The sequence below is a fragment of the Neptuniibacter sp. QD34_54 genome (assembly GCF_047778055.1).
Taxonomy (GTDB): Bacteria; Pseudomonadota; Gammaproteobacteria; order Pseudomonadales; family Balneatricaceae; genus Neptuniibacter.
In genome coordinates this window covers 1,602,287-1,618,727 of record NZ_CP180546.1, presented here as the reverse complement: position 1 = coordinate 1,618,727, position 16,441 = coordinate 1,602,287, and the positions used below count along the sequence as shown (strand labels likewise).

The following is a 16,441-nucleotide window of genomic DNA, read 5'->3' as shown; positions in this document are numbered from 1 at the left end:
AAACGGTGTTGAAACGCAGTCACTTAAACATATACGACCATAACCAAATTGATCAAATATCAATCAGATTTAAATTCCTTCGATATTGCGAGGGAGTGCCCTCCTGCCACCTTGCCCAAACACGTCTTAAGCTTCTTTCAGAATGAAACCCGCAACGCTCAGCAATAACATCTATAGGCAGTTTGGTTTGTTCTAATAACTGACGACCTAGCTCTATGCGCGCCTGCTGCAGGTACTCTTGCAGATTGAATCCCGTTGCTTGCAGAAACAAACGCCGAAGATGACGTTCACTTAAGTGAACTCGTTCTGCCAATAGCGACACATCCCAATCAAACCCCGGCTGCTCCATTATCAGGTCCTGAACTTTGTGCACGCGAGACTGAGTGTGGTTTCGATGGTTTAACCAAAAACTCAGCTGCGCTTCCTGGCCAGATCTTCGCATGTAGATCACCATCTCACGGGCAATTTGTACTGCCCGATCCTGCCCCCAATGGTTATCAACTAACTGTAAGCAAAGATCCAACCCCGTAGTGATACCGGCGCTCGTCCATATATTGCCATCAGTAACGAAAATACAATCTTCCTGTACTAAAGCGTCTGGAGCGATCTGACAAAGTGAGGCGGTAAGGTCATGGTGCGTCGTGCAGCGCTTACCATCTAATACACCTGCCTTTGCCGCTAGAAGCGAACCTGAACAGATCCCCGCTAACAAACCGAATTGCTGTTTTACGGAGGTTAACCATTGAATCGCCGTCTGGTAATCAGCTTCATGAAGATGCTTATTTAACTGGCTTGTTCCGATCAACAGTAGCCAATCGTCTGCTTCTAACCTCTCCGGTAAAGGCTCCAGATTAGCAAGATGTAAGCCTTGTTTGGACTGCAGTTCAGGTCGAGGAGAGATATAGCGCAACTCTATACTCTCCTCTAGAGAAGGATGTGCAAAGATCTGAGCAGGCGCAGCCAGATCCAACAAATGGACACGTGGCAACACCAACAGATAAACACGCCTTTTCTTATTCATAGTCCCCAACCATGCGCACATTTGCGAAGCGATCTTGCAAAATCATAGAGGTATGTTGCTTTAAGGCCTCTTCACTCACAGTCTCACCGGTAAATTGATTTTTCATAGTAAAGGTATGAGTCGCATCGACCACGAAATCTACCTCATAACCCAAATCACTGCCTACACGCGTTGTGGTTTCACAGCACTGTTCCGTTCTTAAGCCACTCACCAATAGTTTGGTAATCGATTGCCCTTGTAACCACTCGTGCAAACCACTGTCGAGCAGCGCATTATGAACGCGCTTGTTAAACACCTTATCTTCATCCTTCTTATGCAGAAAATCCATCAAACGGACAAAACCGGACTCAACTGAAAATACGCCTTCATCTTCATGATGAAGGATAAACACAATTGAACCACCTTGCGCTCTTACCGCATCAATTAGCCGGTTTTGTCTCGCTTCATAATCAGAAAAACCATCATCATACCAATAATCACGATGTTTAAAGGATTCCTGCACATCAATCACTAATAACGCTGTATTTTTCATAGCTTAAACTCCCATGTATCTAATATTTGTGAGCTAAGTGTGAGCTATAACCAAAATTGACATAAGAAAGATAGCGGCCAAAAACAGGACAATTTCGGCCAAACAAAAAAACTGCACTTAAGCGCAGTTTTTCTAGGTAAGAATAAGTGAAGAAAAAACTTAAGGGCAGGTATAGCCGCCATCAATCACCAGATCAGACCCGGTCATAAAAGAAGCCTCATCAGAGGCTAAGAACACCGTGCCATAAGCGATCTCTTTTGGTCTGCCAAAGCGCTTCATTGGTACCATATCGACCAGAGGCCCCCACGCTTCTTTCGGAACAGAACTTTCAAACAGATTAGTATCAAACATCCCGGGGCAGATTGAGTTAATACGAATATTATCGCCGACAAACTCAAGTGCCGCTGATTTAGTCATTAATCGAACGGCGCCTTTTGTACTCTGGTAAGCCGTGGACGTCCCTGCTCCTGAAATACCATAAATCGATGCAAAGTTTATGATAGAACCGCCACCACACCGACGCATGGCAGGAATCGCTGACTTCATGCCCAACAAACAGCCCAACTGATTCACTCCCACAATTTGATCAAATTTCTCTACGGTATGATCCAATAAACCTGCGTGGTAATAGATACCCGCATTGTTGACCAATACATCCAACTTACCGAAAGCTGCTTCGGTTGCGTTAACCGCAGAAATCCACTGAGGCTCTTCAGTAACATCCAAAGCCACCACATCGGCTTTACCACCAGCTGCCCGAATCTCTTCAGCAACCCTAACAGCATTATCCCAAAGCCCCGTTGGTTTCTGACCTTCTGCAATAATGGGATCCTCTGGTAAGTTAGCCAGCATTACACTCGCACCCTCTTCGGCCATCATACGTGCTTGCGCACTGCCTAGCCCACCACCAGCACCTGTAATCAGCACCACCTTACCTTCTAAACGCCCAGCCATATTCAATCCTCCAAACATTATTAATAAGTTACCTAGGAGTATGTTTGAATGACTCTCAATCACCGAGGTAGATAAATACCAAACAATGATCAAAATCGAGCGTTTATAAATTCAGATCAAAAAATTTTCATAGATTTAGATAAAATTTTAATAAACTTATTCTTTTAAAATCAGATAGGTAGCGTAATCTTGAGAAATGAATAGCAGTAACCGAATTTAACGTGATGCAATTGAACTTTATCAAACCCAAATTATGGATTTTCACAGGCTTAAGCCTACTCTGGGCTGTGCTAATTAGCCCACAGGTCAGCGCTAAAACCTTCTTTATGGATAAAGATGAAGCACCACCCTCCGGTTACTACAATAACGAGGGGCAACGAAATGAAATTATCAAATCAAAGAAATCAAAGCAAAGCTTCAGCAGAAAGCACAAAAAAATCGCTGATTATATGAATAGCGATCAAGAGCCGTTAGCCTCTGATGTGAAATGGACTTCAAAGAAAGCACTCCAAATCGGTGTAATACAACGGTATCGAACTGAAGATTATGCAAAGTACGCTTGTAATGTAATTGATGCTTTCAATCTTGAAAGTAAAGGAGTCAAAGTTAGGGTGATTTTTTTACCCCATTTAGTTGCCTATAACCGCCTAGAACTACTCGCCGAACATCAGTGTAATTAGGTCAATAAGTTATAGCTTCATGGCCAACTAGACATTAACTTTATATTTAAGGTCGTTCACTTCATCACCCGTCATACCTCTAAAGCCCCACTGGTAAGGTTGCTGCTCTTTGATGATGATTTCAATATCAACGGGTAGAATACCAATCTTCCCTTCTATCTTTTCGAATAGAGTGTGAATCAGCTTTTTCTGCGTCTCAACTTTGCGCCCAGCCATCATATTAATTTCAATAACTGTATAGGCGTCACTGCGACCACTAGGATAGTAAAAATCTTCTTTTTCCATGGGAATAAACCGATGCGCGCGTTTGTCCTCAGGAAACCCCAAAACCTGCTGCATACACTGATGAATAACATCCGACAGTTCTGCTTTGATGGGGTTTAGCTGCTGCTTAATTCCGTAGATAACGATCATATTTAGGTCCAAATTTTGGTCGATTAAGAGGATAGCTATTCCTAGCAAAAGAGTAACTATCCTCTTTTATCTTTATCAATTCATTACATCTGCAATTTTTTCTCAAATAAACATTTGTTATGAACCTTTCACACAAAACACCCTCCTATATAACCCAGATCAGTCAATATTCTTGAGATCTGGCCGTTATAGATAAAACCCCGGATGAAGTTAAAGCGAAAGGATTTATGAAGATCACATCGGATCAGTTGCCACTGCAACAGGGACTTAGTTCAACTCTCAAACCTCAGCAGGTTGAACCCTCTCAAGAACTGAAAAGCCAACTCAAACAGATTAATTCTGTAGAGGTGCAGATAGAACAACTGCGCCAGCAAAATCCGAGTGAGTTTACGCGATTTACTGCATTTGAAGGAAAACACCAGGTTGTGATTCTTCCGGAATCGGAAAAAACGGATCAGATGCATGCCGTCTTGGGCAAGCTATCCCAAGAACAAGGTCAAAACTTAGTTGATCTTGGCATTTTAGAAGATGAGGAGTTCTTAGCGCTTGCGCAACAGCTGAGTGATACCGAGCTAAAACAGTTTGCTAACGCAGCACTGGCTTTACAGACCCCGCCAGATTTTAACTCGTTTGCACTCAATTATTCCTCCGGACAACAAAATGCAAAAGACCTCATCCAAACACTCTCCTCTTTGGATAGTGATACGCGTAGCCAAGTTTTGGCAAAAGCGGATGAATTGAGCAGCAAAGTCCCTTTATCAAATGACGATTCGGTTTACGATTCCGGCGGTTTGCTCAATCCAGGCTCCCCTACTGCTAACGACATTCATAACTTCGTTACTGCTATCAACAATATCGATTCAGAGCGGCTATCAGAAGACACTAACCGTATTTTAAATACCCTCGAAGGCACAGATGAACTGCAACAATCTAATCTATTGCAGCTATTTGGCGGAGACCTAGAACTGAGTTTTCGTTTATTAGATTCTGTAGAGGGTTTTGAGCCTAAAACTCAAGACGCGGTAGTCGGCTACCTTGCTGAGCTTTCCAAAACCGCCACACAACCAGATTCGCCAGAACCTATCATCAACACCTCACAACCCGGAGAGTGGCACGGCGCTGTTTTGAATCATGCTGATGATACCCGTTCAGTTGTTTACGGCATGATAGAGACCTTTGTTTCTCTTACAGAAGATTACACATTTAGTGATGATCAACTAAAAGAGATGGCCACTGACCTTACCCATCTTGATAGCACCCATCAGCGAGCTTATTTGGAGATCACCTCTACCGGTTTGAATACTCTGGTAGGTGATGACTCTCAACATGATCTATCCAGCAATGACGCTGCGCTTTCAACACTCGATACCCTTAGATCGGATCACAATACTCGAATGCTTGTCGCTGAATCTTATATGGGTGAGAAGAGGATCTCTGATGGCCGAGCATTCTATGAAATTAAAGATCGTGATACAGCCATTCAGGATCAACGCCAAACCATCGAACTCTTAGCCACTCACGCTTGGCTAAATCAAGATGAGCCCGCCCAGACTAAACAATTAGCCAATATCTTAAGTCAGGTAGAGGCCGATCAGCGAGACAACCTAATTAAACAGACCAACCACACAGGGCCTACAACCTCGCGTTTAGCAGAGCATGATCTTGAGCTATTAGAAGATAATTTTGAGCAGTTCTTAAATCGTACTAATGCGATTATTGAAAGCAAAGCCGTAAAAGACTTAGTCGATTTTGAATCAGCACTACCCGAACCGGTAAAAGACGATTTCTGGCAAGCTGCTAGTTTTGTTGAAGATCAAGTAGATCAGCTAGTAGAAACACTAACCCCATTTACCGATAACACCAAAGCGTTCATTTTAGAGAGCATCAACTCGCTAAAAGAAGCTACAGATGAGCAAGAACTAAATATTGATATAGCCAAAGAACAAGCGAAATCGCTTTTAGATTCCATGAGCGAGCTTGTAACAGAATAGTGACAGATAAAAACCACCACTAACCTATACAAATCATAGTGTTAGTGGTGGTTTTTTATCAATTAAGCAACATTCTTCACTTTCAGTTTGCGACCGCGCTTTTCTAACACAAGCGGTACACACTGCTTATCATCATCGTAAATTACGACACAATCTAAACACTGGAAGCACTCGTTGTAGTCAATCACACCGCTACGTGGAATCGCTTGGTATTCACACTTCTGTGTACACAAACGACAAGGCGATCCACACTCTTCTCGACGTGGCAGCCATTTATAGATCCGCAGTTTACCCAGCACAGCCATGCTCGCACCCAACGGGCAGATATAGCGGCAGTAACCTTTGTAAACAAACAGGCTTAATGCCAATAGCAAAACAGCCCACAACACAAATGGCCAAGAGCGATCAAAGATCAGAGTAATACTGGTTTTAAATGGCTCGATCTCTACTACGGAACCTGTCAGCGGAACGGACACAACGGCAACCACTAAGATAAACAGCAAGACCAGATATTTAAGCCCTTTTAGTCTCGCATCGGTTTTCTCAGAAATCTTAATTTGAGGTATTTTAAGGAAGGCTAACACCTTGCCGATAAGCTCCTGCAGTGCGCCAAATGGACATAACCAACCACAGAATGTGCCGCGCCCCCAAACAAAGAAGGTAATGCCCACGTAAGCCCAGATAATCACCGTCATAGGATCGTACAGGAAGAACTCTAAACTACGCCCTGCTAGCCACGCTTGTAGCACACCAGTAATGTTTACAATCGACAACTGACCTTGTGCGTACCAACCGATAAACACCAAGGTATAGACTAGGTATAGCGGTCTGAACCAACGCAGATGCTGCTGACCTTTAGTTAGAAGCTGGTATCGTACCAACACAATCGTCAGAACAAACAGCCCTACCAACAGGATGACGATATCTGTAGTGCGTCCAGCCCAAAGACTGTGCCAAGTCTTGTTATCCGTTTCTGCAGCGATGTAATAATCATCATCCAGTTCGGTTTTGAAATCCAAAGTTTTACTGACGGTTTCTGGGTACAACCAACCCTTTTCACGGCTGATATGCAGCTGAAATTCATAAGGGAATGCTGGATCTAAACCTGCCTGTCCGATTACATGAAATGCCTTCCATTCATGTTCAGATAAAGCTTCAGGCAGTTTAATCTTGTAGTCCAGCTCATACAGATCAAGCAGATCACTTAAATCGAAATCTCGCATTTCAACCGGTAAACCTGCTTGCTGTAGGCTGATTCGCTCTGGCACTTTACCGCGTACAAAGTCCTCACCCACAAATGAGTATCGACCGCCACCGACGACTAAGAGAAGCTGGTCATTCTCAGCTGTGCTTTCTTTTAGATATTCCCAAGCTTCCGGTAGTAATAGGTTTCGCCCCACTGATGGCACGCTTAGGTTTGCTACATAGAGCTCAATATAGGTTTCTTCTGGCGCCTCTAGGCCTTCTTCGTCCAGCCCTTCACCAATCGTATCTTTAAACTGTTGCTCTACCTGATCATTGGTAAAACGGAATTTTTGAATGAGACCTGCATCGATGAGCTGCTCCCAACTCATAGGCTCAAAAAGCTCTTTATCTAAGCGCGCGATCAGATCGGGATCTCGCCCTTTAGCAAACCCGAGCTTTTCACGGGCTACGGTTAATGATGCTGATAATAAAGTCTGGTTTAAAATTCGAACCGATGCCGTCGCCTTAGTCACGCCGTCGATATAAGCATTGGCTTTATTCTCACGCTGAGCGACCGTTGGGCTGGCATCGATCTTTATGTTCTGCATCAACGATATGCCAGAGTACTGTTTAGCAAAATCGAATAGAGGCTTCTCCCCCAAACCTTCAAGAAATACAGGTTCGTGATGAGATAGAACTTTTACGCTGATAAATGATCCCAGCGGGTCCATCGCCACTAAGAGATTATAAGGCACCCCCGCAAAGCCCGGTACGGCAACCATATCAATCGTTTCATAGGCATAGCCCACCAGCGGCGTATCGGTAGATATCTGCTGGTATAACGGCCATACCGCTAGGGATTCATCTTTATCACCGACGATGTAGGGAGAAGGAAAGGCTTTTACTATGTCATCTTTAGTTAATACGCCAGCTTGCACACTGGTAGAAAGACTCATGACGAACGTGCATACAAACAGCACGGTCACTAAGAAAACATAGCTAAGACTACGATTATAGAACTGATACATGGCTACTTATTCTTGTTATTTTATAACATGCTAACTGCATATTCTCGCTGCAATAATTGCATTTAAGACTTAAACACTGGGGCCTTAAGTACAGTACATCAGCACAAAAACCGGTGCTAAGGTAACACCGGTTGCAATAACTACAGCTTATTTAAGACTTTGCAGTTGCTGGGCTTATCTGCGCTTCGACTTCCGTAACAATAGATGCAGGGAAACCACTGCGCTGCGAATGCTCTTCGATTAATTCAGCGTTAGCGCAGTTATAAACGCAGAAGGTTTTATCGCCAGCAACGTAACTGTAATCCCAAGCGATATCTTTATGTTCGCTCTGCATCTCGGCTAGCACCGCGTTAGATTTTGCTGCAGCAGCTTTTAAAGCATCCGCATCGGCAGAACCGATCTCTGGGATATCACGTTCGATGATGAACTTAGGCATGGTGAATTGCTCCAATTATTGTTTTTGTAATCAATCAGAGCATTGATACTAATTTGATGTTCACTCTTTGAATGCTATCGAAAGCGTAGCATCAAACTACAAATTCTGTAGTTAAGAATAAAAACGAAAAAATAGTAGAGATTTTTATGCAGTACATGCAATTTTGCCCAATCGCTAAAGCCTCGGAGCTACTTTGCGAAAAGTGGACGCTTCTTATCGTCCGCGAGCTACTCATGGGTGGAAAACGCTTTAATGACTTTCAGCGCGGTATGGCTGCTATCTCCCCTACTATGCTGACTAAGCGCTTAAATGAGCTGACGGCAGCCGGTATTGTGATTCGCAAAAAGATCCCAAACCAACGGGGCTACGAGTACTTTTTAACCGAGCAAGGCAAAGAACTTTTACCGATTATTCAGCAAATTGGTGATTGGGGCATGCGTTGGACCCGCGGCCAGATCTCGGACAGCGAACTCGATATTGAACTGCTGATGGTTTATCTCGAACGCAGCATCCAAACCGATAAACTCCCAGACGGTGCAACGACAATCTGCTTTAACTTTAGCGACCGTGAACACTTAGCTAAATGGTGGGTAATGGTCGACGGTAACCATAAAGATGTCTGTACTACAGATCCAGGGAAAGAGGTCGATATCTGGTTTAATACCGATCTGCGCACCATGATTGAGATCTGGATGGGCGATATCAGCTATAAAGCCGCGATTAGACAACAGCGATTAAACCTTATTGGGCCTAGTTCTTTGACGGCCAATGTCAGCCGCTGGATGAGCAATAGTATGTTTGCGGATATACCGGCGGCTAATGAGATTTAAAACTAAAAAGGGCCTTCATAATGAAGGCCTTTTTTATATCTTATGACTAACCCATTAAGTTTTAAACTGAGCGATTAGCTGATGTAGGTTACCCGCAGATTGCGATAAGTGCTGAGTCGCTTGTGCGGTTTCACCGACTCCTGTGGCATTCTCAATCGCTAATTGGTGAATGTAGTTTACGTTCTCGCCTATCTCATCGGCCACACAAGACTGCTGCTCTGTAGCACTGGCAATTTGCAGCATCATCTCACTGATACGTTCTGCACCTGCGCCTATAGAGATAATCACATCATTCATCTCTTTAGTGCTTTGAAGTGAAAGCTGAGTTTTCTTGATGCTCACATTCATAGATTCACTTGCTCGGCGCGTCCCCTCTTTTAGCTGGGTAATGATCGATTCGATATCGCGTGTTGAATCCTGCGTTCTTTGAGCAAGGGAGCGAACCTCATCAGCAACCACTGCAAAGCCTCGGCCATGATCGCCGGCCCTCGCCGCTTCTATCGCAGCATTTAGCGCCAATAGGTTGGTCTGTTCAGCAATACTTACAATCACAGCTAAGATAGAGTCGATCTGCGCACTGTATTCTTCGAGGTTCAGGATCGCTTGATTGGATTGATCTACTTCATAGGAAAGCTCAGCAACGGATTGCATGGTTTGCTCTATCCCTTTCTGAGCGGCAACGACTTCTCTAGATGCATTTGATGTGGCATCGGAAACATTCTGAGCGTTCGATGCAACCTCTTGCACGGTCGCCACCATCTGTACCATCGCAGCAGAGATCTTGGTTAACTCATTTTGTTGCAATTCTGTATTCGTGTGAGTTTGTGTTGTGATGACCGACGTTTCTTCACTACTACGCGCCATCTGCTCGCTGATGCTGATCATGTCAGCAACCATTTTTCGCAGGTTATCCGCCATAACAGCCATCGAGCTATAAGCACTGCCATGTTGCTGATTTGCATCAATGGCTAAGGTTAAATCACCTGATGCGATGGTGTCGGCTACCTGTTTCATCTCGTGTGGCTCACCACCTAACGGGCGTGTAATCGATCGAGAAAACACATAAGCCACAGCAATGACGATAACCATTGAGATTAATACCGTAACCAGAACCGTCATCTTCAAACCAGACACAGATTCAAGTGCTTCAGCCACATCAATTTCTGAGATAAGTGCCCAGGTAAGACCCCCTACCTTCACCGATGTATAAGCAGACAATACAGGGTTACCGTTGTAATCAATCAACTCTGTAACGCCTTCGTTATTATTTAATGCTTGGCGAACCGATACAGAATCAATACCGTTTTTCGCAACAGTCCCGGCAAAAGACGCGATCACAGAGTGCCCTTCAGGATCAAGGAAAGAGTCAGATCGCATACGTTTATCTGATCCAACCAGATAAGATTCACCCGTTTCACCCATACCATCTCGCTCTTGCATGATGGAACCGATCTTTTCGATCGATAGCTGAAGCGCGATAACACCCGCAAACTGACCATTCTGTTGGATTGGGTAGGCAATAAAACTGGCCGGCGCATTTGCACTAGGTGCGTAAGGGGCGAAATCTTCTAATACAAATTTATTCTCATCACGGGCATTTCGGAAAGCATTAGCTAGGCCAGAATCACGATACGGGCCTGATAGTAGGTTAGTGCCGTAATCAGCCTCACGTGTCACTGTATAGAAAACAGTGCCCGCTGGATTGATTAAGAAAAGGTCATAATAACCATAGGCATTAATGTACTTTGCAAAGAAACTACCATCCCCACCCTCTACACCAAGCATCTGTTCGACGCTGTTTAGAGTATGCCCTGCAGATGTCATAGAGTTGATCATCTCAGAGAGCATCATCACATCACCTTCACGCTCAGCAAAGTACGACTCGATCTGATTTTGCTTAATACTGCGCACCGCTTGTAACTTGTTAAGCGCTTGATCACTTAAGCTATTACTACTGGTATAGGTAAGAAAAGCTCCCAAAATCAACATAGGAACTATACCCACAGCTAAGAAAATTATGGTGAGCTTGCGAGATAGCGTCATCTTAAAAAACTCCTTTTTGATTAAAGACCCTAAAAGCAGGAACAGCAGGCTGCCATAGTTTTTAATCAAAAAATATAGATAGCTATCTGTTTAATAACTCCTAATATATTTTCATTAACAAATTCTAAAATAAATTAATTAATAACTTTTACAGCTACTTTTATAGAAGATTAAGCATTATATAGGCAATAATTTAACGCACAATTAAATTCATACAAGCGTTTAAACCTATACTAAAGAACATACAACTCACTACTATTTAATAGGCATAATATCGACATGTAATAGATATTTACTACATATATTTATAGAAATATAGTAGAAACAGATTAAGTATTAACTAAATTAGCAAATACAAACAAATATTAAAAATTAGGCCTATTCACAAATTAGGAAGAACTTATTATTGAATAATTAATCTCTTAATTAGATAAAATAGATTCAATAACAAGGAAAGACATTATTATTTATACGGTTTATTCAGCGAAGGAATAATGGTTTTTACCTGATGTTTTGACGCTATACATTGCTTTATCTGCACACTGAATAAGGCGTTCCGTATTTACAGCATTATTGGGGTATATTGCTATTCCTATACTTACGCCAATATCTATCTTTTTTTGCTCGATGTTGTAAGGCTGCTTAATATTTTCTAAGACTTTCTTAGCGACAAAAGCTGCATCTTGTTGTTTATTGATCTCACTTAAAAGAATGATAAATTCATCGCCACCAATTCTCGCTACTGTGTCAGATTCCCTTACACATGCTTTAAGCCTTGTAGCGGTATCAATTAATACCTGATCACCAACATCATGACCAAAGCTATCATTTACCTCTTTAAAGCCATCAAGGTCGATAAACAAAACCGCAGCCTGCATCTGCTTCCTTTTCGCTATATCAATGATTTTAGCTAAACGATCCATACACAATCGACGCGTAGGTAGGTTTGTTAAGTTGTCATGAGTCGCCATATATTGCAGCTTTAGCTCACTAACTTTTCGCTCAGTAATATCTTCTTGTAAGGCCACAAAATTCACAACCTTACCTTTAGCTGAAATAATCGGATGTATGGAAGCTCTCTCCCAATAAAGCTCACCTGATTTCTTCTTATTGTGAAACTCCCCTTGCCATGTCTGTCCGCTATTTAGAGACTCCCATAGCTGGCTATAAATTGGGTCTGGGGTGTTACCGGATCGAGTCATATTACTTTTGCGCCCTACAGACTCTTCTCGGCTATAACCCGTGAGTTCCGTATAACGCTGATTGACGTACTGAATGATTCCATCAGGATCAGTGATAATGACAGATGCGGGACTATTTTCTACGGCTAAGGAAAGCCTTCTAAGTTCGGAAGCTTGCACCTTCTGCGCTCGGTTTTGTGCCTGAGAAACACTCACTGTCAATGCAGTTAGCCATATAGCTGCCACTGCTAAAACCCGATTGGTAATAACAACCCAATCTTGCCCGCCTACAGGTGAATAAAAGTAGCCAATAAAAATTAGAATAGTGGCGAGAAATGCCAAAAACAGCGTATGTTCACGTCGGGGATATATCTTGCCAACCAGAACAAAAAAGATATAAGGCAAGCCACATGCTATGCCCAAAGGTAGTGCTAAATCTAAAACAAATAACGCGATTCCCAAAGAGAGTGTAAAGAGCAGTAAAACAGGACTAACTCTTGCTTCGTCAGAGATTGCCAAGCCGTGACTTATAGGCTGCCCTAAATCAGGTAACTCTTGATCTTTTTTGTATCCAGATAGTTGCCATAACAACAATGCTCCAAAACAAATTGCAACCGCAGCAACAGCACTGGTCTTAAAGCTGGCTTGAAAAAATGTACTACGTATTTCAGGGATATCTATCTTAGCGACTAAACCGGCTTCCAATGCAGGAAGTGGAGTAAATGCAGCAAGAACATTTTCGTTACGATAATCAATATCCACCAGCGTGCCAGTGCGCCCAGCTAATGCTTGTTTCATTGCATTCGAGTGGAGTTCGACTACATGAAAAGCTGGAACAGGCTCAAGAGCATGCGAAGGCTGTGTCAGGAATTTCACACTGTAACCGTCAAAACCTCCTAACAAAAACTCACCGGTCACGCCAAAACCAGGTGACTCCTGCATAGAATTGCTAACTTGAAGTAATGTCGCTTTTACTGAACCGCCGGGAAAATCATCCTCATTGTATTGAGCATCAAACTCAGCTACTGCGTTAATCAAACTCGCTTGAGTTTCAACCATATCTAACAGGCGCTGATTCTCAGCTTCACGTTCGGAGTGATACAACAAACCTATCGAGGTCATCATCACAGTGAGGGCTACTGTAGCGAGCAGCAATATCCGATATATAAGCCACTCTTTAGGCCCAACACCTGATTTTAATGCAAAGGCTTCACTACTTGAGTGCTCCTCTTCCTCTATCTGACTGATTAACAATGTCCCCATCACTATTATGATCAGAGCAATAATTAAGGCATTAATACTGGCACTGATAAAAGGCTTTTGTACTTCTGCCATATCAATTTTAGCGACAAGACCAATGCTCAATTGGGGAACTAACTGATAAGCAGCAATCACTTCACGATTTTCATAGTCAAGCCCAACAACTGTACCGGCTCCATTATTCAGGGCCCGCCTCATCGGTTCAGCAGCACTTTCGCTTAACGGTATAGGATTGGGGGCTTGTTCAAGTTGACGAGAACTCATCAAGAACTCAATACTCTCTCCTCTGAGCTGACCAACAACAAATTCACCGGTTTCCCCAAACCCATTTTTATCCTTAAACGAGTTTCGAATTTGACTTAAGGTTGCACCTTCAGCCCCATCAGGGTGGTCTACACGACTGTATTCCGCATCAAAGACAGCAACTGAATTTATAAGGCGAGCTTTGCTTGAAACAAGAGACACTAGACGGGATTCTGCAGCCTCAACAGCAGACTTGTATAAGATCCCAATCGAAGCTAAACAAGTAATTACCCCGACAAACATCATAATCGTGATAATTGGCCAAAAATGCTTATGAGACTCTTTTTTCAATACCATTTCAGAAACCAGGTAGGAATCCCAAAAAGCCTTACATAGCCCCCACCCTTAACACTATGTAATCAAATATTGGGGTATAGGTTTACTATAGACGTTAAACAACTTATTTCTACGGTACAGGATATGAACTAAAGACCTAAAAACATTGCCACAAAGGCGACATTTGTTCACTTTTCAAACAAACACTAAAGGATTTTGTATAGCCCTATTAACAGGCCACTAACAAACCAAAAGCAGCCTGAGAAAATACCGCTTAATCAAGATAAACTCAGTATTTCGGATGTTAACTATTTACCCGTTTCACTAGAGTTTATTGCTATAAGAGATCTTGCCCTCTTTTAAATCTCAAATAGATATTTGAAACTACACATACCAGCGTTAACCCAAGTTATGGAGCTACAATGATCGATCCATCTGCTACAAATCATGAACCAACTATCGATTCACTCGACGATCTTGCAGCTCACGCCGATTACTCGCTATTACAAACCTTAAATCCTGATCCAGAAGCAACAAAAAACGGGATCGACCATTTCCCTAGAGAGATCTTTTCTGGCCATTATGTGCCAGTTAACCCAACACCTATCAGTAACCCTGAGTACATCACACATAGCTATACCTTTTTTCGAGAATTAGGTTTTAAGGATACTCTGGCGCAATCGGCTGGTTTCAAGCAGATGTTCTCTGGCGACCTTTCTCAAGTACCAGAACCTTTACGTAAGCAGGGTTGGGCCTGCGGTTATGCCCTTTCAATCTACGGAAATGAGTACTATCAACAATGCCCATTTGGCACAGGTAACGGATATGGAGATGGTCGAGCAGTCTCTGTTTTAGAAGGCATCTTCAACGATAAACGTTGGGAGATGCAGCTTAAGGGCGGCGGTCAAACTCCATATTGTCGCGGAGCAGATGGCCGTGCGGTTTTACGATCAAGTGTGCGTGAGTTTTTAGCGCAAGAGCATATGTATGCCCTCGGCGTGCCGACATCAAGATCATTGAGCCTTTACGTTTCCAAATCAGAAACGGTCAGGCGGCCTTGGTATTCTGAAGGCTCACACTCTCATGAACCTGACACCATGGTCTATAACCCGGTTGCAATCACAACACGTGTTGCCCCATCGTTTATTCGTGTTGGCCAGTTAGAGCTTTTTGGTCGCCGTGCTCGAAAACAAGAACACCCTAAAGCATTAGAAGAACTCGAGATGCTAGTTCTCCATTTGATCGAGCGTGAATACAGCGATGCAATCGATAAGGATCTATCTCTAACAGAGAAAGCGCTGGTACTCGCTCAAGCTTTCCGTGACCGACTCACTTCACTAGTCAGTAACTGGATTCGGGTCGGCTACTGCCAAGGCAACTTCAACAGCGATAACTGTGCTGCGGGTGGTTTTACCCTAGATTATGGTCCATACGGTTTTATGGATGAGTTTGATCCACAATTCCAACCTTGGACCGGCGGCGGGCATCACTTCTCCTTCCTAAATCAGCCTCTAGCCGCAGAACAGAACTTCCATATGTTCTGCGTAGCCTTAGCTCCCCTTCTCCAAACAGCTCCTGACGGAATAGAACAGCTAAGTGAAATCAGAAACGGTTTTGCAGAAGCAATGAGCAACAAAATGGAAGCGATGTGGGCCGCAAAACTAGGGCTGGATAAATTTGAGCCAGAACTAGTAAAAGAGCTATTAGCTCTAATGACCCAGACCCAAACTGATTACACGCTCTTCTTCCGTGAACTATCCAACCTGCCAGAGAGCCTAGAGCCATTAACAAATAGCTTTTACCAAACGCCATCTAGCAAACTAAGCGAACGCTGGGTAGATTGGCTTAAACAATGGGACACCGCTGTGGATCAGGCTAATACCTCTCTGAATCGTTCAACAGAAAAGTGTGTTCAGCAGATGAAACTGGTAAACCCTAAATACACCCTACGTGAGTGGTTCGTACAACCTGCTTATCAGCAAGCGACTGAAGGTAATTACGAACTAATCAGAGGACTACAGGAAGTAATGAATCAGCCTTATGCTGAACAATCGCAAGAAGTAGAATACAAGTTCTACAGATTAAGGCCTTCTGAACTAAATGGCCTTGGTGGCTTATCTCATTACAGCTGTTCGTCGTAAAGATTTAAGCGGAGCCCAAAAGTCCCAATATATAATCAATAATTCCAATATTGGGACTAATCAAAGTGTTTTCTGATAGTTCCAGTGCATATCAGCCTACGAAAGTAACCTGACTTATCACTAGATAACTGCTACAGACGAAGGAAATCCTTGAGGCAGAAACACT

General features: G+C 43.1%; 12 protein-coding genes. 4 read left to right on the top strand and 8 right to left on the bottom strand.

Annotated elements, in window-relative coordinates; translation table 11 throughout:
- Positions 1-52: 52 nt before the first annotated feature.
- The 3 genes from ACMXYP_RS07445 to ACMXYP_RS07435 all read right to left on the bottom strand — a co-directional run bounded on the left by ACMXYP_RS07445 (position 53) and on the right by ACMXYP_RS07435 (position 2,507).
- Positions 53-1,021, bottom strand: a complete 969-nt coding sequence (locus tag ACMXYP_RS07445; RefSeq protein ID WP_415884381.1) for a GlxA family transcriptional regulator — start codon at positions 1,019-1,021, stop codon at positions 53-55.
- The gene (locus tag ACMXYP_RS07440) at positions 1,014-1,553 is read right to left on the bottom strand and encodes an isochorismatase family protein (RefSeq protein ID WP_415884380.1); all 540 of its coding nucleotides are present in this window, start codon (positions 1,551-1,553) and stop codon (positions 1,014-1,016) included. Before ACMXYP_RS07440 ends, ACMXYP_RS07445 begins: the two co-directional genes overlap by 8 nt.
- Before the next feature lie 159 nt (positions 1,554-1,712).
- Positions 1,713-2,507, bottom strand: coding sequence for an SDR family NAD(P)-dependent oxidoreductase (locus tag ACMXYP_RS07435; protein ID WP_415884379.1), 795 nt, complete (start codon positions 2,505-2,507; stop codon positions 1,713-1,715).
- Positions 2,508-2,728: 221 nt separating this feature from the next.
- On the opposite strand from ACMXYP_RS07435, the gene ACMXYP_RS07430 reads away from it, so the two are divergent.
- A complete protein-coding gene (locus ACMXYP_RS07430; protein ID WP_415884378.1) occupies positions 2,729-3,187 on the top strand; it encodes a hypothetical protein in 459 nt (152 codons plus the stop codon).
- Positions 3,188-3,214: 27 nt separating this feature from the next.
- On the opposite strand, the gene ACMXYP_RS07425 is transcribed toward ACMXYP_RS07430, so the two are convergent.
- Entirely contained in the window at positions 3,215-3,601 is a 387-nt protein-coding gene (locus ACMXYP_RS07425; protein WP_415884377.1) for a tautomerase family protein, read from the bottom strand.
- A gap of 227 nt (positions 3,602-3,828) precedes the next feature.
- Between ACMXYP_RS07425 and ACMXYP_RS07420 the strand changes: the two genes are divergently transcribed.
- Positions 3,829-5,592: a hypothetical protein gene (locus ACMXYP_RS07420; RefSeq protein WP_415884376.1), complete on the top strand. Its 1,764-nt coding sequence runs from the start codon at positions 3,829-3,831 to the stop codon at positions 5,590-5,592.
- Between the two features lie 62 nt (positions 5,593-5,654).
- Here ACMXYP_RS07420 and ACMXYP_RS07415 read toward each other — a convergent pair whose 3' ends face one another.
- Both ACMXYP_RS07415 and ACMXYP_RS07410 read right to left on the bottom strand, forming a co-directional pair.
- Positions 5,655-7,805, bottom strand: a complete 2,151-nt coding sequence (locus ACMXYP_RS07415; protein ID WP_415884375.1) for a 4Fe-4S binding protein — start codon at positions 7,803-7,805, stop codon at positions 5,655-5,657.
- Between the two features lie 151 nt (positions 7,806-7,956).
- A complete protein-coding gene (locus tag ACMXYP_RS07410) occupies positions 7,957-8,241 on the bottom strand; it encodes a nickel-binding protein (protein WP_415884374.1) in 285 nt (94 codons plus the stop codon).
- Between the two features lie 146 nt (positions 8,242-8,387).
- Between ACMXYP_RS07410 and ACMXYP_RS07405 the strand changes: the two genes are divergently transcribed.
- Positions 8,388-9,071 (top strand): winged helix-turn-helix transcriptional regulator, encoded by a 684-nt coding sequence (locus ACMXYP_RS07405; protein WP_415884373.1) that lies wholly within the window; start codon positions 8,388-8,390, stop codon positions 9,069-9,071.
- 54 nt (positions 9,072-9,125) lie between these two features.
- On the opposite strand, the gene ACMXYP_RS07400 is transcribed toward ACMXYP_RS07405, so the two are convergent.
- The gene (locus ACMXYP_RS07400) at positions 9,126-11,114 is read right to left on the bottom strand and encodes a methyl-accepting chemotaxis protein (RefSeq protein WP_415884372.1); all 1,989 of its coding nucleotides are present in this window, start codon (positions 11,112-11,114) and stop codon (positions 9,126-9,128) included.
- 476 nt (positions 11,115-11,590) lie between these two features.
- Positions 11,591-14,155, bottom strand: coding sequence for a diguanylate cyclase domain-containing protein (locus ACMXYP_RS07395; protein ID WP_415884371.1), 2,565 nt, complete (start codon positions 14,153-14,155; stop codon positions 11,591-11,593).
- 401 nt (positions 14,156-14,556) lie between these two features.
- On the opposite strand from ACMXYP_RS07395, the gene ACMXYP_RS07390 reads away from it, so the two are divergent.
- On the top strand, positions 14,557-16,275 hold the full coding sequence (locus ACMXYP_RS07390) for a protein adenylyltransferase SelO (protein ID WP_415884370.1): 1,719 nt from the start codon (positions 14,557-14,559) through the stop codon (positions 16,273-16,275).
- The last annotated feature ends 166 nt before the right edge of the window (positions 16,276-16,441 follow it).